Genomic DNA, 19,900 nt, shown 5'->3' with positions numbered 1-19,900 from the left:
AATTGACGAGTCGCCTCGCCGGAGTGCGTGCCGCACCCTAGATCCGGGCGAAACCCCCAGGAGATCCGCATGAACCTCAAGCACATCGCCGCGGGCGCCACCGCGCTGGTGCTCGCTGTGGCCTGTTCGCCAGGCCCGTCCCAGCAACAGGGGGCACCGGAAGGCCCGGCCACCACCCAGGTCCCCACGGAGAACGTCACGCTGTCGCTGGTGTCCACTCCGGAGTCGGGCGCCGCGGTGAAGGCGACAATCGCGGGGTTCCGGACGAAGCACCCGAACATCACGATCAACTACCAGGACACCAACTACGACGACTACAACAAGAGCCTGAACCTGTCCCTGGCCTCCGAGCAGGCACCGGACATCGTGCTGCTGAACTCGGTGGGCACCACCGTCAAGGACAAGCTGGTCCGCTCGCTGGCCCCGTACGAGCAGGCCTACGGCTGGGACAAGGTCTACCCGAGCACCCAGCTCGCCCAGTGGCGGGTCGCCGCCAACGGCAGCACCCTCGGCACCGGCGACCTCTACGCCGCGCCCGCGGGCTTCTCCATCGTCGGCGTGTACGTGAACAAGGCCAAGGCGGCCAAGCTCGGCATCACGCTGCCCGTGACCACCCTGGCCGACTTCGAAGCCGCGCTGGCCAAGGCCAAGGGCGCGGGCGAGGTGCCGCTGCAGCTCGGCAACGCCGAAGGCCACTCCGCGTTCGTCGTGCAGCTCATCGGCCAGTCCCAGGACGGCGCCGAGAACGCCGCCAAGTGGACCTTCGGCACCAAGGGCAGCTCGTTCGACACCGCGGGCAACCGGTCGGGCGCCCAGAAGCTCAAGGAGTGGGCGGACAAGGGCTACGTCCCGAGCGGCGCGAACGGCGTCGACCTGCAGGGCGCGGTCGCGAAGTTCACCGGCGGCGAGGGACTGTTCTTCGTCGACGGCAACTGGGACGCCGCGAAGATCGCCGACGGCCTCAAGGCCGACGCGGGCTTCTTCGCCTTCCCCGGCGCCAAGGCCACCGCGATCGGCACCTCGGTGGCGTTCGGCATCTCCAGCCGGTCGAAGAACCCGGCCGCCGCGGCCGCCTTCCTCGACTACCTGCACTCGCAGACCGCCTCCGTCGAGCAGTTCCGGATCGGCTTCATGCCCGCCGACCCGACCGCGGCCAAGCCGGACGCGAACACCCTGATGGCCGATGTCGTCGCGGCGTGGACGCGGGTCAACGCCGACAACGGGCTCGTCGGGTTCAACAACAACGCCACCGCCACGATGAACTCCACCCTGGTCAGCGCGACCCAGGAGCTGATCGGCGGCAAGACCGACCCGAACGGGTTCATCGCCGCGGTGCAGGGCGAGTGGGCCAAGACCCATGGCTGATACCGCCGTCGCGACCCGGGTGGCGGCTGTGCCCGCCGCCACCCGGCGTCGGCCGCGCCGCCGCCGCGGCATGGCGCCCCTGCTGTACGCGCTTCCGGCTCTGCTGTTCTACGGCGCGTTCGTGATCGTGCCGTTCCTGCACAGCGTGTGGATCTCGTTCTGGGAGTGGAACGGCGTCGGCGTGGCCACCTGGATCGGGCTGGACAACTACGTCGAGGTGTTCACCGAGCCGGAGCTGCGCGCCGCACTGGCCCACGCGTTCGGGTTCATCATCTTCTACAGCGTCCTGCCGATCGGGATCGGTCTCGTGCTGGCCGCACTGGTGGCGGCGGTGCCGTGGAAGGCGATGCCGATCATCCGGACGGTGCTGTTCCTGCCCCAGATCCTCCCCTTGGTCGCCGTGGGCGTGGTGTGGAAGTGGATCTACAGCGAGCGCGGCCCGCTGAACGAGGCGCTGTCCGCCGTCGGACTCGATGAGATCACCCGCCCCTGGCTGGGCGACTTCGACTGGGCCTTCCCCGCGGTCGGCTTCATCGGCACCTGGGTCAGCACCGGACTGTGCTTCCTGCTGCTGCTCTCCGGCATCGGCCGCATCGACCCGTCGCTCTACGAGGCGGCCCGCATGGACGGCGCCGGGCCGCTGCGCGAGTTCTGGCACATCACCGTGCCCGGGCTGCGCCGCGAGATCTCCGTCGCCGCCACCGTCACGATCATCGCCGCGCTCGCGGGCTTCGACATCGTCTACGTCATGACCGGCGGCGGCCCCGGCCACACCACCACCGTGCCGGGCGTGCAGATCTACGAGCTGGTGTTCACCGCGGGCCGGGTCGGCACCGCGTGCGCGCTGGCCACCGTGCTCAGCGCGCTCACCTGCGCGGTCATGTACGGGCTCAACCGGCTCACCAGGGAGCGCTGATGACCAAGCACCTCACCCGGCTCGCGCTGCTGCTGGCCGCCGCGTCGGTCCTGTTCCCGTTCCTCGCGATCCTGTCCGCGGCGCTGCAGCCGCCGACCAACCTGGCCCCCGGGCTGGACTGGCCGTCGGACCCGCACTGGGAGAACTTCGCCACGGCGTGGACGACGGCGGGTTTCGGCTCGCTGCTGAAGTCCAGCGCCATCGTGGCCGTGGGCGTCGTGCCGGTCGCGGTGGTCCTGTCCACGCTGGCGGGCTACGGCCTCGCGACGAGCCGGTCCCGGCTCAAGGGCGTGCTGTTCGCGCTGCTCATGGTCGGTCTCGCGCTGCCGTACGAGGCGATCGTCATCCCGCTGTACTACGACCTGCGGTCGGTCGGCCTGCTCAACAGCTACTGGGCACTGATCCTTCCGCTGATCGGCGCGTACATGCCGTTCGGGGTGTTCTGGATGCGCGCGCATTTCGAGTCACTGCCCCCGGAACTGACCGAGGCCGCGGCCATCGACGGCGCGTCGTCCTGGCGCACGCTGGTGTCGGTCCTGCTGCCCACGGCCCGACCGGCGCTGACCACCCTGGCGCTGCTGTTCTTCATGTGGGCGTGGAACCAGTTCCTCCTGGCCCTGATCCTCATCCAGGACCCCGCCATGCGCACCGCGCCCGCGGGTCTGGGCAAGTTCGTCCAGCAGTTCGGCAAGAACATCCCGCTGCTGTCCGCGGGAACGCTGATCGTCATCACGCCGATCGTGCTGCTCTACCTGTTCTTCCAACGCCACTTCGTCAAGGGCATCCTCCAGGGTGCCGTGAAATAGGAGTTCAGCTGTGACTGTCACCCTGGCCGTTGTCGGGGCGGGCGCGCGCGGCGCTGCCTACGCGCGCCTGGCCGCGGCCGAGGGCGCCGCCGTCGTCGCCGTCGCCGACCCGGACCCCCACCGCCGTGACCTCCTCGCCGCCGAGTTCGGCATCGCGCCCGACCGGGTGTTCACCGACTGGGCCGACCTGGCCGCTCTCCCCCGCCTCGCCGACGCCGCCATCGTCGCCACCCCCGACCGGCTGCACGCCGACCCGGCGTGCGCGCTCGCCGCCCGCGGCTACGCGCTGCTGCTGGAGAAGCCAATGGCCACCAATGAGGCCGATGCCGAGCGCATCGTCCAGGCGGCCGTGGACAACGACGTGCTGCTGGCCGTGTGCCACGTGCTGCGCTACACCCCGTACTCCCGTGCGCTCAAAGGGCTCATCGACGGCGGCACGCTTGGCGACGTGGTCACCGTCGAGCACCTGGAGCCCGTCGGCTGGTGGCACCACGCCCACTCCTACGTGCGCGGCCAGTGGGCGGTGGAGGCCGAGTCGTCGTCGATGCTGCTCGCCAAGTCCAGCCACGACATCGACTGGCTCAGCCACATCATCGGCCGCCCGGTCACCCGGGTCTCCTCGTTCGGCAGCCTGTTCCACTTCCGCCCGGCGAACAAACCCGCGGGCGCGGGGTCGCGGTGCTCGTCCTGCCCGGTCGAACCCACCTGCGCGTACTCCGCGGTCCGCATCTACTCCCGCTTCCTCGGCGACCCCGTCTTCGAGCGCTGGCCGCTGGGCGTGCTCACCCCCGACATCACCGCCGAGGGCCTGCGAACCGCGCTGGAGACCGGCCCGTACGGCGAGTGTGTCTACTCAGGACGCAACGACGTGGTCGACCACCAGGTCGTCAACCTGGAGTACGAAGGCGGGGTGACCGCGTCGTTCACGATGACCGCGTTCAGCGCGCTGGACTTCCGCAAGACCCGGGTGTTCGGCACGCTCGGCAGCGTCGAGGGCGACGGCAAGATGCTCACCGTCCACGACTTCCTCACCGACACCACCGAGGTCATCGACTGCACCCCGGCGGGCAGCGCGTCGGCCGCCGACGGCCACGGCGGTGCCGACACCGAACTGGTCCGCGCGTTCATCGCCGCGGTCGCCACCGGCCACTGGTCGCTGGTGACCTCCGGGCCACAGGAGACGCTTCGCTCCCACCAGATCGTGTGGGCGGCCGAACACTCCCGGCGCACCGGAACGGTGGTCACACTCGACGGCGTGACCGTGCCGCTGGCGTGAACCGGCGGCACGGTCGACTGGTCGAGACCACGAAGTAGCGACTGGTGTCCGGGCGGCCCGGCTGCCGCGAGCCTCAGTAGACCTCGAACTCGTAGATCCGCGCGGCCGGGTTGGTCGTCTGGGTCGGTGTGGTGATGTCGACCCGCACATACCGGGCGCTGCCCGCCACCGAGTGGACTGTCGTCGCGTCGGTGTTGTTGGTGACTGTCGCGACCGTGGTCCAGGTGGTGCCGTCGGCCGACGTCTTCACGGTGAACGCCTTGGTGTTGTGGCTGGAGGACTCGCCGCCCATGGCGGCGTGTTTGAGGATGATCTTGTAGAGCGGCTTGCTCGTCCCGAGGTCGACCTGGAGCCACTTCGACGTCGCCAGGGTGCAGAACTTGTCGGAGACTCCGCCGGTCATGCTTCCGTTGACGGCCTTCTCCGGGCCTTCCGAGGCCGAGCACGGGGCCGATCCGGTCGCGGGCCGCTTCAGGGCGAGGTTGGCCAGCGGGTTCACCACGGCCCAGTTGGTCGGTGCCGAGGACAGTGTGACGTCGAGGGTGCCACCCGTCTGGACGAAGTTCGACGACACCTTCCAGTCGGTGTGCGCGACGCCGCCGCGGTTTACCGACTGGATGTACTTGCCGGTGCCGATGCCGTTGACCTTCAGGACAACGCCATCGGCGTTGGTGATGGTGGCGCTGGGGAACAGGGGGCTGGACAGGATCATGTCCCCGGAGCCGGGCCGGTGCGGGAACAGGCCGAGCGCGGCCCACACGTACCAGGCGGACATGGTGCCGAGGTCGTCGTTGCCGGGCAGGCCCGAGGGGCCGGTCGTGTAGACGGTGTTGACGATCTCGCGGACGGTCTCCTGGGTCTTCCAGGGCTTGCCGAGTTCGTTGTAGATCCACGGGGCGTGGATGTCGGGCTCGTTGGTCGGGTCGTACTTGAGCGCGCCGCCGCCGCGCACCAGCCAGTTTCCGTTGGCGTCGCGGAAGAAGTCGTCGAGGCGGGCGGCGGCGGTGGACTTGCCGCCCATGACGCTCGCGAGGCCCGCGACGTCGTGCGGGACCATCCACGTGTAGGCCGCCGCGCTGCCCTGGGCGAAGCCGGTCTGGGTGGACGGGGTGAACGAGCCGACCCACGAGCCGTTGAGGTTGCGGCCCTGCATGAAGCCGGTGGCGGGGTTGTAGACGTTGCGCCACCACGTGGCGCGGTCGGCCATGACGCCTGCCTCGGTCGTGCGGCCGAGGGCCGTGGCCCACTGGCCCAGCGAGTAGTCCGAAATGGAGGCTTCCATGGTCTCCGCGGCGCCGCCCCAGCAGTGGCAGACGTCGTTGGCCGAGTACTCGGACTGCACGTACTGCGCGAGGTTCGGCCGCTGGCCTTCGCACTGGCCCGAGCAGCCCAGGTCCGACAGACCGTCTTCGTGTGGGACGGTGGCCTGGTTGTAGAGAGACTGGAAGGCGCCGTTGTAGTCGAAGTCGCGCACGCCCATCGCGTAGAAGGTCGCCAGCGTCACCGCAGACGGGTCGCCGGTCATGACGTGGGTGGCGCCGCTGACGTGGACCCAGCGGTCCCAGACGCCGCCGTTCTGCTTGGCGAAGTTGAAGAGTGACTGGGCGAAGTCGCCGGACACCTTGGGTTCGAGCAGCGCGAGGAGTTGGATCTGGGCGCGGTACTGGTCCCAGCCGGAGAAGTTGCTGTACTGCGCCGTCTGGCCGGACGCCAAGCCGTGGGCGGCCTGGTCCATACCCCAGTACTGGCCGTCGGTGTCGCTGATGATGTTGGGCTGCTGCAAGCTGTGGTAGAGCGCGGTGTAGAAGACCTTGCGCTGGTCGGTGGTGCCGCCGGTGAGCTGGACGCGGCCCAGCCGGGTGGCCCACGCGGCCCGCGTCGCGGTGGCCACGCTGTCCACTGTGGTCCCCGACGGCTGCTCGACCTGGAGGTTGCGCTCGGCGCCCGCCAGGGAGACGTAGGAGATGCCGATCTTCATCGTCACCTGCGCGCCGGGCGCGAAGCTGACATAGCCACCGGATCCCTTGCCGAGCCGGTCGGCGCCGGTCAGGTAGCCCTCGCCGCCGGTCTGGTAGGTGCCGCCCGACTGCAGGGTGCCGTCCTTCCAGGTGCCGTTGCCGGTGAAGGGCTGGTCGAACTGGGCGACGAAGTGCAGCCGGTAGTAGGTCTTGCGGTTGTTGTAGCCGCCGTTGGCGCGGCGGCCGCAGAACGCGCCGGTCAGCACCGAGCCGGTGACCTTGCGGTTGGCGGCGTCGATGCGGGTCTCGGCGTCCTCGCTGCCGTTGAGCGAGTTCGACGTGCGGAACAGCAGGTTCGCGGGCGTGCCCGCGGGGAAGCCGATCTTGCCGACCGCGGTGCGGGTGGTGGCGGCGAAGTCGGTCGTCGCGCCGTTGGCCAGGTTGAGCTTGTACCGGCCGGGCGTCGCGGTCTCGCCGCTGTGGCTGAAGTTGCTCGCGTAGACCGCGTCGGTGGTGTCGGCGGTCGGCGAGGACGTCACCGCGGCGGTGTGCGGGAAGATCGGCACGTCGCCCGCGGCGCCGGGGTGGCAGCCCGCGCCGTTGACGTGGGTGAGGGCGAAACCGCGCAGGCGGGTGGTGTTGTAGTCGTAGCCGTTGGCCGCGCCGGTGTTCGTCTGGTCGCCGCGCGTGCTGGTCGGGCTCCACGAGAGCATCCCGAACGGTGCCGTCGCGCCGGGGAACGTGTTGCCCCCGCCGCTGGACCCGATCAGCGGGTCGACGGAGTCGACAGGGGCGGGGTCGGCCGCGACGGCGGACGGAGCGGTGACCACGAAGCCCGCTGTCGTCAGCAGGAGGGCGGCAATGGCCGCCGCGGCCGACCTCTTCACACCCCGCGAGGGCCGAGACGACCACGTCGACAGTTGAGTAGCGCTCACTTTTGATCCTTCGTTGGAGCAATGCGAGGAGTGACCTGCTTCACGTTGCCGGAGACAGTAAAACGTTTTGCTAAATGACGTCAAGTCCTCGCTTCGCACCGAAATCAATCAACTTCGCGCAGCATGGAACAGATTAGTGCAGAATCGAGCAGGCGATGCGGTGGCGAGCAGGGCTGTGCGGGCGGCGCCGTAGCACCCGAGCGTGGACGGCTCGACCGTCACCCTGCGTACGAAACCCGAGGGTCGCCGACTCCGCGAGGTGCCCGCGCAGCGGCTCGAACAGCACCGGACCGGCGGCCGCGATCGCGTCGCCGACGAGCCGCACCGTCCACTACGGACTCGACGAAGCCCCGCGGCGCGGCGCCGAGTTCAGGGGCCGGTCGCGGGCGTGGCGACCTCTTCGTGCTGACACACGTGGCCGTCGGCGCCGATCAGGCCCGCGCCGACGCGACGGCGCCACCGAGACGCCGCGGCGAGGCGCTCCGCGGCGGATTAGCGGCCGGACTGGCTTTCCGGGCCGGGGTCCCGGCCTGACGGCACCGGGTCAGTGGCAGTCGGTGCTGCCACTGTCCCGGTAGGTCTGGCCCGCGACGGGGAGGAACTCCCAGTCGTAGCTGTCGGCGTGCAGGGTGAACTTGAGGACGCCGTTGGTGTTGTTGTTGCGCGCCTCGCTGTTCGGCGCGATCGTGCCGAAGGTCTGGAAGTCGGCGCCGCCCATGCCCGCCGAGAAGTGGCGCGCGCCCCGGGCGGTGTCCAGCGCGCCCGTCGGGTTCAGCTGGGCGAACCGCTCGTAGAGGTGCACGTGGCCGGAGAGGATGACGTCGGCGTTGTGCTCGTACAGCGCCTGCACCAGCGGGCCCGTGGACAACTCCGGGGCGTGGTGGCCGGAGGAGGTGAACCTCGGCTTGTGCCACATCGCCATGAGGCAGGTCTTCGAGGTGGCGGCGAGGTCCGCGCGCAGCCACTGCTCCTGGGCCGAACCGGCCGCCATGCTGGTCTCGCTGTTGAGGCTGACGATGTGCCACGAGCCGAGGTCGTAGGAGTAGTACCCGCGGCCGGACGGACCGGCGTTGGCGCCGAAGTACGCGTAGTAGGGCGCCGCGCCCGTCGAGTAGTAGTCGTGGTTGCCCGGGGTCGGGCGGGTCCGCGCCTTGAAGCGGCCCCACGTCTGCTCGTAGAAGGTGGCGAACTCCGTCGCGGTCCCCGTCTGATAGACGTTGTCGCCCAAGGTGTACACGGTCGCGGACGGGTAGCCGTCGACGATCGCGGCGGTCTTGGTGTCGGCGTCGGAGTGGCCGGTCGCGATGTCGCCGACGCCGATCAGCACCGGGTCCGTCGAGGTCGATCCGGAGGTGATGACCAGTTGCGGCTTCGCCGCGCTCTCCCGCGAGTCGTAGTCCGCGCCGTCGGCGTGGGCTGAGGTGATGGCGAGGCTCACCACGCCGCCCGTGACCGCGGCGGTCACGTCGACCTCGTACCAGGTGTCGCGGACGACCGGGCCCAGCGAGGCGACCGGGCTGCCGGTGGTGGGCTGGTTGGCCCAGGTGAGGCCGCTCTCGGACCACGACGTGCTCGACGCTTTGGCCACCGAGCCGCCGCCACCCGTGCTGCCTGCGTTGGCGTCGTTGACCGTGTGCAGGCGCAGGACAGCCTTGGCGACCGTGGCGGTGCCGATGTCGAACTTCAGGAACGTGCGCTTGACCGGCGAGCCGTCCACGCCGAGTTGGGTCGCGGTGCCGTAGTTGGCGGCCGGTGTGGACGAATCGGCGGTGGTGTCGGCGATCGGGGTGAAAGTCGCCACCGGAGGGGCGGTGGTGATCACCAGTTGGGGCGCCGACGCGGACTCCCGCGAGTCGTAGTCGACGCCGTCGGAGTTGGTGGAGGTCAACGCGAGGCTGATGGTTCCGTTGCCCGCGACGGCGGCGAAGACGTCGATCTCGTACCAGGCCCCGCGCTGCACGGCGCCGAGCGAGCCGAGCGCGGCACCGTCGACGGCGGGCTGGTTCGCCCACGTCAGCGCGGTCTCCGACCACGAGGTGTTGGAGACGCCGCTGACGGTGCCGCCCGCCACGCTCTCGGCGCCGGTCGTCGTGCTGACGTGCAGCCGCAGCTTCGCCGAGGTGACCGAGCCGCTGAGGCCCGCAACGGTGAACTTGAGGTAGGTGCGCTCGACCGGCGATCCGTCGACGCCCAGTTGGGCCGCGCCGCCCGCGTTGGTCGACGGAGTCGCCTCGGCCGCCGTCGCGTCGGCCACTGGGGCGAACACGGTGGTCGAGGTCGCGGCACTCGGTTGGGCCACTGGCCCGACGACTACCAGCCCGACTGCGAGGCACATGGCCGCGCCCGTCGTCAACGCCCTGACGCGACTGCCGCCCATGGGTTCTCCGTGTTCACAGATGACCGAATCGACCTAGTTTCGCGCAGGTTAGTTCACCGCTGCCGGGTTATCAATGAGTGAACGGTCAACGTCGAATCGGGGTCATTGCCCTGGGAGACCCACCGTTCGCTCACGTATCGCTCCGGTCAGGTTCGCCTGGGTCAGGTCGGCCTTCGTCAGGTCCGCGCCGGTGAGGTTCGCGCTGTTCAGGTCCGCGCCGGACAGCGTCGCTCCATACAGGGTCGCGTCGGTCAGGTTCGCCAGGAGCAGACTCGCGTTGGTCAAGTTCGCACTGGTCAGGGCGGCGCTGGTCAGGTTCGCGCCGGGCAAGGCCGCGTCGCGCAGGATCGCCTCGGTCAGGTTCGCGTGGGTCAGGTTGGCATCGGTCAGATACACGTGGGTCAGGTCGGCCCGAGGCAGGGTCGCGCGCGCGAGGTTCGCACCGTTGAGGACCGCGCGGGTCAGATCCGCGCCGTAGAGTCGCGCGTCGCTCAGGTCCGCGACGTACAGGATCGCGTTGGTCAGTTTCGCGCCGGTGAGGTTCGCGCCTGCCAGCTTCGCGTTGGTCAGGTTCACGCCGGTCAGGTTCGCTCGGGTCAGGTCGATCGTGGTGTGGTTGTCGTGCGTGGTGTCGCGGCGGCTGAGGGCGGTCAGGGCGGCTTGGACGTCGGGCGCCGGTGTGGGCTGGGTGGGACTTGTGGTGCGGATGAAGGCGGAGAGGACCTCGATGACGGTGGGCTGGTCGCGGGGCGAGTCGCGGGCCAGGCGCTCAAGGGCGTAGATGCCGCCGAGGCGGGACTGCAGGTGTTCCGGCCCAGCTTGGTCGAGTTGGGCGACCGCTCTGGTGAAGCGCTCGGTGTACTGGCCTTGTTCGGCGACGTCGGCTTGTTGTTGGGCGACAGCGATCTGCTCGCGGGTCGCGGTGAACGACAGGCCTGCGAACACGGTCGCTCCGACCACGCCGAGCGCGGTCAGCACGGCGGTCACCATCATCCAGTCCCACGGCTTGTCCGTTCGGACGCGGCGCGGCCTGATTCGTGCTCGGCGTGATCCGGCGACGGGCGAGCGCCGGGTGACAGCGGGGACGAGTCTTCGTGGACGGCTCACCTCACCAAGATCGCTCTGAACACCAGGTTCGTCACTGCCCGCCCGCGTTCACCAGTGCGAACGAGCGAACGTCGGGCGGTTGGCCGCCGGTCGCGGGTTGCTAGCGTGTGCGCGGTGTCGGACCGAGGACAGACCGGGCGTGTGGTGGGCGGCCGGTTCGAGCTGTTGGAGCCGCTGGGCAGCGGTGGCATGGGGACGGTGTGGCGGGCCCGCGATGTCGGGTTGCAGCGCGAGGTCGCCATCAAGGAGGTGCGCCCGGCCGACGCCGCGCTGTTCGAGCACAACCCGGTGATGGCGGCGCAGCAGCGGGAGCGCGTGCTGCGCGAGTCCAGGGCGCTGGCCCGGCTGCAGCACCCGAACGTCGTGTCGATCTACCAAATCATCGAGGACGACACCCCGTACCCGTGGATCGTCATGGAACTCGTCCGCGGCACCTCGCTGGACGCGCGCCTGAAGGCGGGGCCGCTGGCTCCGGCGGAGGCGGCGCGGATCGGGCGCGGGGTACTGGGAGCGCTGCGGGCGGCGCACGCGGCCGGGGTGCTGCACCGGGACGTCAAGCCGGGCAACGTGCTGCTGCGTCAGGACGGCAGCGCGGTGCTCACCGACTTCGGCATCGCCGCGCTGCACGATTCCGGGCAGCTGACCGCGACCGGTGAGGTGATCGGCTCCCCCGAGTACATCGCCCCTGAGCGACTGCTGGGCGACGAGACGAAGACCGCGTCGGACTTCTGGTCGCTGGCCATGCTGCTGTACGTGGCGGTCGAGGGGCACCACCCGCTGCGGCGCGCGACCACGATGGCGACCCTCGCCGCGGTGATGACCGAGCCGGTCCCGCCGCCGCGTCGGGCCGGGGCGCTCGGTCTCGCCCTGAGCGCGGTCCTGGTCGCCGACCCCAACGCGCGGCCCACCGCCGAGGTGCTCGACCGGATGCTCGCGGCGGCCGAGCACGGGACGCCGCCCCCGCTGGGGCCACCGACCCCGGCCGGGCCCGCCTTCCCCGCGCAACCGCACACCGGACCATGGCACCAGCCGCAGGCCGCTTACCACTCGGGGCCGCAGCGGGCGAAGCGCATGCCCGTCGCCACCGTGGTGTTGTCGCTGGTCGCGGTGGGACTTGTCGTCACGCTGACCGTGCTTCTCGTGCGCTACCTGGGCGACGGCACGACCGCCACCGACGCCAACCCGGGCGCAGGCACCGCCACCTCCACCGGCAGGCAGCAGCCGCCGACCGAACGACCCGCGAGCCAGACGCCGACGACCACCACCACCAGCACCAAGGCGGCTCCCGTCCGGGAAGACCTGATCACTCCGGCGGGAGCACGCCAAGCGGTGGCCGCCCTGTCGGAGGCGATGGGCGGCACCAAGGTGTCCGAACTGGTCCTCTACCAAGAGTTCGCGAGGGCGACCGCGCCCACCACGGCCATCAAGAACGGCTTCGACGACTTCGAGTTCCGCAACGGCACCGCGAAGCGCACGGGCGCGGACGGGGTCGACGCCGACCGCGCCGTGCTCGACCTCACCAAGGTCAACTGGGACGCCCTGCCCGCGCTGTGGGACCGGGCGAACAAGGAACTCAACGTCCCCAAACCCACCATGCGCTACATCATCATCGCCACCGACATCATCGACGGCGACGCGTCGCTGCGCCTCTACCTCACCGACGACTACGGCGGCGCCTACCTCTCGGCCACCCTCGACGGCCAGGTCATCAAGCTCTACGCGCGCGACGGCTGAGCCGCTGAGCCCCTACCTCTAGGGTTCCGCCATGGTCATGGAGCGGGTGCGGCCCGGGGTGCTGTTGCGCGACTACCAGGTCACCGCGCTCGATCGGATCGGGGCGGCGTTCGCGGGCGGGCGGCGGCGGGTGTGGGTCGTGTTGCCGCCGGGGAGTGGGAAAACCGTCGTCGGGTTGGAGGCGGCGCGGCGGCTTGGGCGGGCCGTGGTGGTGTTCGGGCCGAACACCGCGATCCAGGGACAGTGGCTGGCCGAGTGGGCCGGGTTCGGCCCCGACGTGCCGCCCGGTTCGGCTGACCGCGCTCTCGACGCCCCGGTGACGGCGTTGACCTATCAGGCATTGGCGGTGTTCGATCCCGACGCCGAGGTGGACGAGGACGGGGTTGGCCGCGATGGCCACCTGCACCGGCTGCGCCAGTCGGGTCGGGACCTCGTGGCCGCGCTCAAACGGCAGCCGGTGACGATCGTGCTCGACGAGTGCCACCACCTGTTGGACGTGTGGGGCGAGCTGCTCGCCGAGGTGCTCGACCAGCTGCCCGACGCCGCCGTTATCGGGATGACCGCGACGCCACCGGGGGCGCTGACCCGCGACGAGGCCGTGTTGGTGGAGCGGCTGTTCGGCGAGGTGATCATGGGTCCGTCCATCCCGGCGGTGGTCCGCGACGGCCATCTCGCCCCCTACGCCGAGCTGGCCTGCCTCGTCGAGCCGACCAGCCGCGAGCAGACGTGGCTGGCGGCGCAGGCCGACCGGTTCGACGAGCTGACCACCGACCTGCTCGACCCCGCGTTCGCCACCGTGCCCTTTCTGTCCTGGTTGGACAGTGCGGTCGTGCGCCGCTCGCACGCGGCGGGCGAGGGCCCGGCGGTACCCTGGCACCGGTTCAGCCGGGACCAGCCCGACGTGGCCGACGCCGCGCTGCGGTTCCACCACGCGGGGCTGCTGGAGCTTCCCGTCGACGCGCGACCGCTCGAACAGCACCGGCACGACCCGACCGCGGACGACTGGATGCGGTTGCTGCATCTTTACACCCGCCGGTTCCTGGCAAGCAGTGACGACCCGCGCGACAAGCACGCCTTCGGGGCCATCCGCGACGCGCTGCCCGGCCTGGGCTACCAGCTCACCCGCACCGGGATCCGCGGCGGGCGGTCGCCAGTGGACCGCGTGATCGCCCGCAGCGCGGCGAAGGTCGACGCGGTGCGCGCCATCCTGGCCACCGAGCGGGCCGCGCTGGGCGAGCGGCTGCGCGCGCTGGTGGTCTGCGATCACGAGCGGGCCACCGCCACCCTGCCGTCGCGGCTGATCGGCGTGCTGGACGAGGACGCCGGGTCGGCCTGGCTGGCGCTGCGCACCCTGGCGACGCTGCCCGAGCTGCGGCCGGTGCTGGTCACCGGCCGAACCGTCGCCGCGCCCGCGGACGTCGCCGCCGACCTGGTGGCCTTCGTGGGCGACCGGCACGCGCTGGAGGTGGTGGTGGACAACGGGATCGCCACGGTCGGCGGCGCATGGCGGTCACGGCAGTGGGTGCCGCTGGTGACCGCGTTCTTCGAGGCGGGCCGTTCGCAGGCACTCATCGGGACGCGGGCGCTGCTCGGGGAAGGGTGGAACGCGGCGGGGGTGAACACCGTCGTCGACCTCACCGAGTCGACCACCAGCACCTCCGTCGTGCAGCTGCGCGGCCGGGGCCTGCGCCGCGACCCGCGGTGGCCGGACAAGACCGCGCACACGTGGTCGGTGGTGTGCGTGGCCGAGGACCACCCGAAGGGCGCGTCGGACTACGACCGGTTCGTCCGCAAGCACGACGGCTACTTCGGGGTGACCGCGTCCGGCGCGATCACCTCCGGTGTCGCGCACGTCCACGCGGCGCTCTCGCCCTACGCGCCGCCACCGGCCGCCGACTTCACGGGGTTCAACGCGGCGATGCTGGCCCGCTGCGCCGATCGGGGCGCGGTGCGCGACCTGTGGCGGGTGGGCGAGCCGTACGCCGACCAGGTGGTCCAAGCCGTGCGGGTGTCAGGGCGGGCCGCTGTCCCCCGCCCCGCGACGGCGCCGGATGTCCGGCCCGCCCGGCACGGTGTGGCGCCCGAATCGCGGGCGACGCTGGGCTGGTGGCCCGCCGGGGTACTGACAGCGGTGAGTCTGGTGGCGCTGTTCACCGCCGCGCCGCTGATCGCGGCGCTACCACTCGCCGCCGCCGCCGGCTACCTCGGCACCTCCGCGTCGCGGGCCCACCGGGTCGGGGTGCGGCTGCACGAGGCCGCCGGGCGTGGTCCGGACGTGGCCGCCATGGCATGGGCGACCGCGGACGCGCTGCGCGACGCGGGTCAGACCGACGCGGGCCACGAGGCCGTCGAGATGACCGTCGACGCGGCAGGCGCGTGGAACTTCCAGCTGACCGGCGTCCCGACACCGCAGTCCCAGCGGTTCGCGAACGCCCTCGACGAAGTCCTCTCCACCCCGGCCGACCCGCGCTACCTGATCGAGCGCTTCCTGCCCGACGACCCTGGCCCCAGCGCCTTCCGCAGGCTTCGCACCGGCTGGCGCCACCGCCGCCACACCGCGGGCAACCGCGTGGTCGTGCACGCGGTGCCGACCGCACTCGGCGAACGCCGCGCCGACGCCGACAAGTTCGCGAAAGCCTGGCGCCGGTGGGTCAGCGACTGCGCGGACCCGGCCTACACCCGGACCGCGGAAGGCTCGCTCCTGCTCGCCGCGAACCGGGGCATCGCCCCGCTCGACCTGATCACCGCCCTGCGCCTCCAGTGGACGTAGCCGGGCGCTACCAGGCGGCGCCGATGTCGATCTCGTTGGAGGCGTACCCGCCGCCGGGTCCCGGGGGATCGCAGTAGGCCTCGAACTTGTGCCTGCCCTCGCTCTGCGCCGGAATCCCCGGCACGTATCCGTCGCCGCCGGGGGGCTCGCTCTGGCCCGGCTCCAGCCAGCCGGAGTCCCACACCACGCCGGTGTCGGAGCCGTCGACGTAGATGGTGACCCGGCAGCTCCCGGCCGCGGTGCCGGTGTTGACCACGGCGAATGACGCCTTGAGCGGCTCGTCGGCGTTGGGCACCGGGGATTCCTCGGCGTCGATGATCAAACCGTTCACGCCGAAGTCGAACGCCGGGGCGCCCTCCTCGCCGCCGCTGCCGTCGGTCCCCTCGACCGGCTGCCACTGCTCGCCATCCCACCACCACTGGCCGTCGTCGGACAGTTGCGCGCCTTCTGGCACGTTCGACATGCCCACCCCTTCCCTCCGCGGCGACATCCAACGACGGATTGTCCCTTGCGCCGGACGGCGGCCGGACCGGGCGAAAGTGCAGCGATAGGGGCGGCGGCGCGCGGCACTGAAACCGCACGCTGTTGCCCATTTCTGGCGCTTTCCGCACAACAACTGGCAACTGGTGACGGCTCGGCGCAGGTATGCAAGGCCGCGCACAGTGCTTACGTTCCCAACGTCACCGGATCGAGGGCTCCGGTGCCGGAAGGAGCTTCACCATGAGGGCACGTTCCCTGCTCGTGGGCCTTGTCGCCGCCGCGGCGACCGCGCTCGCCGCGCCGATCGCGGGCGCCGCACCCGCCGACGGTCCGATCTCGCCGATGATCGTCGGCGGCGGCAACGCGACCCAGACCTACAGCTTCATGGCGTCCATGCAGAGCACCACGGGGTCGCACGTCTGCGGCGCGTCCCTGATCAAGGCCGACTGGGCCGTCACCGCCGCGCACTGCGTCGTGGGCCGCACCCCGGGCAACACCCAGCTGCGGGTGGGCACGACGGACCGCACCAGCGGCGGCACCGTGGTCGGCGTCAGCCGCATCATCATCCACCCCAACTACCGCACCACCGGCGACATCGCGCTGCTGCAGCTGAGCAACGCCGTCGGGCAGGCCCCGATCCGCATCGCCGACGCCTCCGGGCCGTCGGGCACCAGCACCCGCATCATCGGCTGGGGCCAGACCTGCCCGATCCGCGGCGGCTGTGGCGCTCCGGTGATCCTGCAGGAGCTCAACACCTCCATCGTCGCGGACAACCAGTGCAAGGGCGGGCGCATCGACGGCGCGACCGAGATCTGCACCGACAACCCGAACGACAACGCGGGCGCCTGCTACGGCGACTCGGGCGGCCCGCAGATCAAGTCCGTCAACGGCACGTGGGAGCTCATCGGCGCGACCAGCCGCGCCGGTGGCCGCACCAGCACCTGCGCGGTCGACCCGTCGATCTACACCGACGTGGTCGCCTACCGTGCCTGGATCACCGGATACACGGGCGCGCTCGCCTGAGCAAGCACACGCTGACAGGCCCTCCCGGCGACGGGAGGGCCTGTTTTTTGTGCCGGTGAATCCTTTTTCGGTGTCGGAGCCTCTTATGGGCGATGGTTACGTCACGAGGGACAGGTGCCATGGATTCCGCGGAGGTGGGTGTGGTCGACCGGGGTTGGGCAAGTGCGCAGCTCATCGAGGCCGCGCAGGGTGGTGACGCCGAGTCGATAGCCGCAGTGGTGCACGGGGCGCATCCGCACGTGCGGCGCTTCGCCGGACAGCTGTGCGCGTCGTCGCAGGACGCCGAGGACGCGGCGCAGGAGGCGCTGATCGTCCTCTATCGCAAGATCGGTTCGCTGCGCGCCTCGGCGGCGCTCGCGTCCTGGATGTTCCGGATCGTCCGCCACGAGTGCCTGCGCCGCGCCCGGCGCCTGTTCGACCACCACGACGAGCCCGGCCCTGTCGCCTCCGCCGAGGACGAAGCCCTAAGGCGTCTGGACGCCGAACGCGTCGCGGAGGCGATCCGCGCGCTGCCCGACATCCAGCGCCGTGTGCTGATCATGCGTGACGTTCTGGGCCACCCGGGGCGGGCGGTCGCCGACGCGCTGGGGCTGAGCAACGCGGCGATGAAGTCGCACCTGCACCGGGCCAGGACCGCGCTCCGCCTCAGCCTGTCCCCCAACTGATCCCAAGCTTCATGAAGGGAACTTCGTCATGCTCGAAACCGGATCTCCTGCACCACAGTTAGTTCTGGAAGACACCGAGGGACAGACCGTCAGCCTGTCCGACTACCAGGGCAGGCACGCGGTGCTGATCTACTTCATGCGATCGACATCGTGCCCGGTCTGCAATTGGCACATCCGGGACCTGGTCAAGGAGTTCGCGGCCAGTGACATCCGTGTCCTCATCGCGGTGCCGGAGGACCGCGAAACGGCCGCCGCCTGGAAAGCGAAACGCCAGGTCCCGTACCCGGTCCTCACCAGCCGCACCGACAGTCCACATGGGATGGTCGGGTTGGGCAGGAGGGTCTTCGGTGCGCTGCAGCAGTCCGGCAGCATCCTCATCGACCGCGAGGGCCTCATCCGCCACGCGCACAGCGCCACGCTGCCCACCAGCGGCTACGACAAGTCGGGAATCACCAAGGCCATCGCGTCCCTGCGCACCCCCGCCTGACCGACTTCGGGCGATCACTTCACATCGATTACGAACGGGTACGACCCCGCGGGACTCTCCTCCCCTCCGACGATCCTCGCCGTCGCGACAGGTCCAGCGGCGTAGACGGCGACCGGCGCGCCTGCCGTGTCGGTGACCGTGATCGTCTCCGGGACGACACCCCCGCCGGACACGATGATCACCGGCTCCCCATCGCGGTAGTGGATCGACAGCGTGCCAACACCGACCGCCAGTTCGTTCTCGGACATGCTGCTGCTCCATCGCGTCGGGACCACGGTCGGTGCCCATCCAACCGTGTGCGGACCCGGTCGCGCACCTCAGGCCGGGCCACCACACTGGACCGGTGACAACGGTCGAGCAGGCGCGCGCGGCCTTCGCCCAGCGGTCGTGGGGTGCGGCGTACCGGCGATTCGCGGCGGCGGACGCCACGAGTCGGCTCGGGCTCGATGATCTCGAACGGCTCGGGTTGGCCGCGTATCTGGCCGGTCTCGACGAGGAGTCCACGCTCGCGTGGTCGCGTGCCCATCGAGAAGCGCTGCGGCGTGGGGATCCGCGGCGCGCCGCGCGCAACGCCGTGTCGATCGGGTCTGGGATGTTGTTCCGCGGCGAGTCCGCGCAGGCGGGCGGCTGGTTCGCCCGCGCCGAGCGGGTGCTGGAAGGCTGCGGCGACTGCGCCGAACTCCTGTGGACACGCGTCTGGGACGCGTTCGTGCGGATGTGGGGCGGCGACCCGGAGCACGCGGCGGCCGTCTTCGCCGACGGTGTCGCGGTCGGGCGGCGGTTCGGCGACGCCGACCTGGTGACGATGTCGATCCTCGGTCAGGGCATGTGCCGGATCACGGTGGGCGACGTCGCCGCCGGGGTGGTCCTGCTGGACGAGGTCATGGTCGGGGTCACCGCGGGCGAGGTGTCGCCGATGCTCGCCGGGATCGCGTACTGCACGGTGATCGCGGGCTGCTCGGAAGTGTTCGACCTGCGGCGGGCCAGGCAGTGGACGGCCGCGCTCACCCGCTGGTGCGACGCCCAGCCCGACCTCGTCCCCTACCGGGGAAACTGCCTGGTCCATCGCTGCGAGCTGATGCAGTTGGCGGGCGCGTGGGCCGAGGCGATGGCGGCGGCCCGGCAGGCGTGCGACCACCTGTCCGGCCCGGTCACCTGGGACACCCTCGGGTCGGCCTACTACCAGCTCGGCGAGCTGCAGCGGTTGCGCGGCGAGTTCGCCGAGGCCGAGGACAGCTACCGCAGGGCGAGCGACTCCGGCCGCCCTCCCGAGCCCGGCCTGGCGCTGCTGCGGTTGGCGCAGGGACGCGTCGACCTGGCCGCGGGTGTCCTGCGGCGCGCGGTGAACGAGACGCTGGCGCCGCCCGCGCGGTCGCGGCTGCTGCCCGCGTTCGTGGAGACGATGATCGCCGCGGGGGATGTGGTGGCGGCCAGGGCGGGCGCCGAGGAACTCGCTGGGATCGCGGAGGGCTTGGACGCGCCCTATCTGCGGGCGACGGCCGCCTCGGCGGACGGGGCGGTGTCCCTGGCCGAAGGCGATCCCCAGTCGGCGCTGCGGGCGCTGCGCGTGGCGGGCGCCGCGTGGCGTGCACTGGACGCCCCGTACGAGACCGCGCGCGTCCAGGTCATGATCGGCCTCGCGTGCGGCGAACTCGGCGATCTGGAGACCTCCGCGCTGGAGATCGGCGGCGCGCGCAAGGTCTTCGCGCAGCTGGGCGCCGCGCCGGACCTCGAACGGCTCGACGGCCTGGCGGCCAAGCCTGCGGGTGGGCTGTCCGCGCGCGAGGTGCAGGTGCTGCGGCTGCTCGCGGCAGGCAAGACCAACCGCGCGATCGCGGGCGAGCTCGGGCTGTCGGAGAAGACCGTCGCCCGCCACGTCAGCAACACTTTCGCCAAACTCGGTGTGCCCTCGCGGGCTGCGGCCACCGCCTACGCCTACGAGAACGGCCTGATCTAGCCGCGAGTGGACAGAACTGCCCATGCCCGCGGACGGGGTCGTGG

General features: G+C 71.0%; 15 protein-coding genes. 10 read left to right on the top strand and 5 right to left on the bottom strand.

The genetic code is table 11. The features are described from left to right. Positions 1-69: 69 nt before the first annotated feature. Genes ACSHT8_RS02210 through ACSHT8_RS02195 form a run of 4 tightly spaced genes read left to right on the top strand, consistent with a single transcriptional unit; the run spans position 70 to position 4,363 of the window. Positions 70-1,365: an ABC transporter substrate-binding protein gene (locus ACSHT8_RS02210; protein ID WP_436497180.1), complete on the top strand. Its 1,296-nt coding sequence runs from the start codon at positions 70-72 to the stop codon at positions 1,363-1,365. Then, positions 1,358-2,281, top strand: coding sequence for a carbohydrate ABC transporter permease (locus ACSHT8_RS02205; protein ID WP_436497178.1), 924 nt, complete (start codon positions 1,358-1,360; stop codon positions 2,279-2,281). Before ACSHT8_RS02210 ends, ACSHT8_RS02205 begins: the two co-directional genes overlap by 8 nt. Next, positions 2,281-3,087, top strand: a complete 807-nt coding sequence (locus ACSHT8_RS02200) for a carbohydrate ABC transporter permease (protein ID WP_436497176.1) — start codon at positions 2,281-2,283, stop codon at positions 3,085-3,087. The genes ACSHT8_RS02205 and ACSHT8_RS02200 overlap by 1 nt, the downstream gene beginning before the upstream one ends. A gap of 10 nt (positions 3,088-3,097) precedes the next feature. Next, positions 3,098-4,363 carry a Gfo/Idh/MocA family protein gene (locus ACSHT8_RS02195; protein WP_436497174.1) on the top strand — a complete coding sequence of 422 codons (1,266 nt, stop codon included), beginning with the start codon at positions 3,098-3,100 and terminating at the stop codon, positions 4,361-4,363. A 73-nt stretch (positions 4,364-4,436) separates the two neighbouring features. On the opposite strand, the gene ACSHT8_RS02190 is transcribed toward ACSHT8_RS02195, so the two are convergent. The 3 genes from ACSHT8_RS02190 to ACSHT8_RS02180 all read right to left on the bottom strand — a co-directional run bounded on the left by ACSHT8_RS02190 (position 4,437) and on the right by ACSHT8_RS02180 (position 10,740). After that, entirely contained in the window at positions 4,437-7,256 is a 2,820-nt protein-coding gene (locus ACSHT8_RS02190) for a GH92 family glycosyl hydrolase (RefSeq protein ID WP_436497172.1), read from the bottom strand. A 544-nt stretch (positions 7,257-7,800) separates the two neighbouring features. Further along, on the bottom strand, positions 7,801-9,633 hold the full coding sequence (locus ACSHT8_RS02185; RefSeq protein WP_436497170.1) for a CBM96 family carbohydrate-binding protein: 1,833 nt from the start codon (positions 9,631-9,633) through the stop codon (positions 7,801-7,803). A 102-nt stretch (positions 9,634-9,735) separates the two neighbouring features. Then, the gene (locus tag ACSHT8_RS02180) at positions 9,736-10,740 is read right to left on the bottom strand and encodes a pentapeptide repeat-containing protein (RefSeq protein ID WP_436497169.1); all 1,005 of its coding nucleotides are present in this window, start codon (positions 10,738-10,740) and stop codon (positions 9,736-9,738) included. A 114-nt stretch (positions 10,741-10,854) separates the two neighbouring features. On the opposite strand from ACSHT8_RS02180, the gene ACSHT8_RS02175 reads away from it, so the two are divergent. Next, the gene (locus ACSHT8_RS02175; RefSeq protein WP_436497167.1) at positions 10,855-12,474 is read left to right on the top strand and encodes a serine/threonine-protein kinase; all 1,620 of its coding nucleotides are present in this window, start codon (positions 10,855-10,857) and stop codon (positions 12,472-12,474) included. Positions 12,475-12,505: 31 nt separating this feature from the next. Then, the gene (locus ACSHT8_RS02170) at positions 12,506-15,244 is read left to right on the top strand and encodes a DEAD/DEAH box helicase family protein (protein WP_436497165.1); all 2,739 of its coding nucleotides are present in this window, start codon (positions 12,506-12,508) and stop codon (positions 15,242-15,244) included. Between the two features lie 7 nt (positions 15,245-15,251). Here ACSHT8_RS02170 and ACSHT8_RS02165 read toward each other — a convergent pair whose 3' ends face one another. Further along, positions 15,252-15,707: a hypothetical protein gene (locus ACSHT8_RS02165; protein WP_436497163.1), complete on the bottom strand. Its 456-nt coding sequence runs from the start codon at positions 15,705-15,707 to the stop codon at positions 15,252-15,254. Positions 15,708-15,964: 257 nt separating this feature from the next. Between ACSHT8_RS02165 and ACSHT8_RS02160 the strand changes: the two genes are divergently transcribed. The 3 genes from ACSHT8_RS02160 (at position 15,965) to ACSHT8_RS02150 (ending at position 17,899) form a co-directional block, all read left to right on the top strand. Then, on the top strand, positions 15,965-16,747 hold the full coding sequence (locus ACSHT8_RS02160) for a S1 family peptidase (protein WP_436497161.1): 783 nt from the start codon (positions 15,965-15,967) through the stop codon (positions 16,745-16,747). 119 nt (positions 16,748-16,866) lie between these two features. After that, a complete protein-coding gene (locus ACSHT8_RS02155; RefSeq protein WP_436497159.1) occupies positions 16,867-17,412 on the top strand; it encodes an RNA polymerase sigma factor in 546 nt (181 codons plus the stop codon). A 28-nt stretch (positions 17,413-17,440) separates the two neighbouring features. After that, entirely contained in the window at positions 17,441-17,899 is a 459-nt protein-coding gene (locus ACSHT8_RS02150) for a peroxiredoxin family protein (RefSeq protein WP_436497157.1), read from the top strand. Positions 17,900-17,913: 14 nt separating this feature from the next. Here the strand turns inward: ACSHT8_RS02150 and ACSHT8_RS02145 are convergent, their stop codons facing one another. Continuing rightward, a complete protein-coding gene (locus ACSHT8_RS02145) occupies positions 17,914-18,147 on the bottom strand; it encodes a hypothetical protein (protein ID WP_436497155.1) in 234 nt (77 codons plus the stop codon). Positions 18,148-18,242: 95 nt separating this feature from the next. Between ACSHT8_RS02145 and ACSHT8_RS02140 the strand changes: the two genes are divergently transcribed. Continuing rightward, complete coding sequence (locus tag ACSHT8_RS02140) at positions 18,243-19,856, top strand: LuxR C-terminal-related transcriptional regulator (protein WP_436497153.1); 1,614 nt, start codon at positions 18,243-18,245, stop codon at positions 19,854-19,856. Positions 19,857-19,900 lie beyond the last annotated feature (44 nt).

The organism is Actinokineospora sp. HUAS TT18, assembly GCF_051364635.1.
GTDB lineage: Bacteria > Actinomycetota > Actinomycetes > Mycobacteriales > Pseudonocardiaceae > Actinokineospora.
Note: the sequence above shows the minus strand (reverse complement) of the source record. Positions and strands in the feature narration are given on the sequence as shown.